The sequence below is a fragment of the Halonotius pteroides genome (assembly GCF_003605635.1).
Lineage (GTDB): Archaea > Halobacteriota > Halobacteria > Halobacteriales > Haloferacaceae > Halonotius > Halonotius pteroides.
The window spans coordinates 1-1178 of record NZ_QMDW01000083.1; the positions used below are offsets into that span (position 1 = coordinate 1).

The window sequence follows — 1178 nt, forward strand, 5'->3', positions numbered from 1 at the left end:
CGGGCCGCCGGCAGTGGTCCTCAATAGCATACGGCGTCGAATACGCCCAGAGAACATATAGTCCCCACGGCGGGGGCGGAATCGACCGACACGCGACGGACACTCCACGCTGCGATCGACGTTTCCGACCCCGCCCGTCGGCGGCGTGACCTCGCCCGTGGCTGGGCCCTCGCCCTCCATCTGTGGCTGCCGCCCCGAACCCCGCCGGTTAAATACGCTGCCCGATTGAACCTCCGATATGGAATTTTGCGACGAGTGCGGGTCGATGATGCACAGCCAGGAGGGGGTGTGGGTGTGTGGCTCCTGCGGCTTCGAGAAGGCTCGCGACGCCGACAGCGAGGCCGACATGGTCACGACGGAGGGCCAAGACACCGACAGCGGCCCCGTCGACATGTCGGAGGTCGACGACGCCGAGATCGGCCCCACGACGACGGTGAACTGTCCCAACTGCGGCCACGACCGCGCGCGCTACGAAATGAAGCAGATCCGGGCCGCCGACGAGTCCGAGACCCGCTTTTTCACCTGCGTCGAGTGCGATCACAAGTGGCGCGAGGACGACCACTGAGACCGTCCACGCGCGTCCGCCGAGGCGCCTCCGGGTGGCGTAGAACGGTTCCGACCACGGACGCCCCCTCTCGCGTGTGTCCGGCGTACACGATCGCTTCGCGCTTATGTTATCTGTTCACTTGGAACACTACGAGAACAGATGTCTCACACGCGCCGGACGTTCCTGACGACGCTGGCAGTCGCGACGGGGGCGAGCGCCGGGTGTCTCGGTCGCGGTGGGCCGTCCTCCGGCGCCGAACCGGGCGGGGAACCGCTCGTCGATCTCGGTCTCCCGTGTGTGAACTCCGGCGGGAGCGTCGACCTCTCCGGGGGACGCCCGGCGACGGCGTTCGAGGAGACCCGAGCGACGTCCGAAACGGCGTACGACGGCGACCTCCCGCTCCAGGAGGTGCCGCTTCAGTTGGGCCACGACCGGTCCGCCTTCGTCGACGGCGACATGAGCGGCGGCGTCGGCCACGACGGCATCCCGTCGATCGACGAACCGCGGTTCGCCCGGGCCACGGACGTCAACCTCCCCGACTGCGAGCGCGTCTTCGGCGTCGCGCTGGACGGCGACGTCCGGGCGTACCCACAGCGCATCCTCGTCCGACACGAGATCGTCAACGACGTCG

2 protein-coding genes are annotated in these 1178 nt (G+C 68.3%); both read left to right on the plus strand.

Translation table 11 applies throughout. The features are described 5' to 3' along the window. Positions 1-238 precede the first annotated feature (238 nt). Positions 239-565, plus strand: a complete 327-nt coding sequence (locus tag DP106_RS15185) for a transcription factor S (RefSeq protein WP_015410559.1) — start codon at positions 239-241, stop codon at positions 563-565. A gap of 141 nt (positions 566-706) precedes the next feature. Then, on the plus strand, positions 707-1178 hold a 472-nt coding region (locus DP106_RS16165), incomplete at its 3' end, for a DUF3179 domain-containing (seleno)protein (protein WP_205738967.1).

Excerpts from the sequence above, each read along its gene's own strand:
- DP106_RS15185 (WP_015410559.1), top strand. The coding sequence starts at position 239 with ATGGAATTTTGCGACGAGTGCGGGTCGATGATGCACAGCCAGGAGGGG.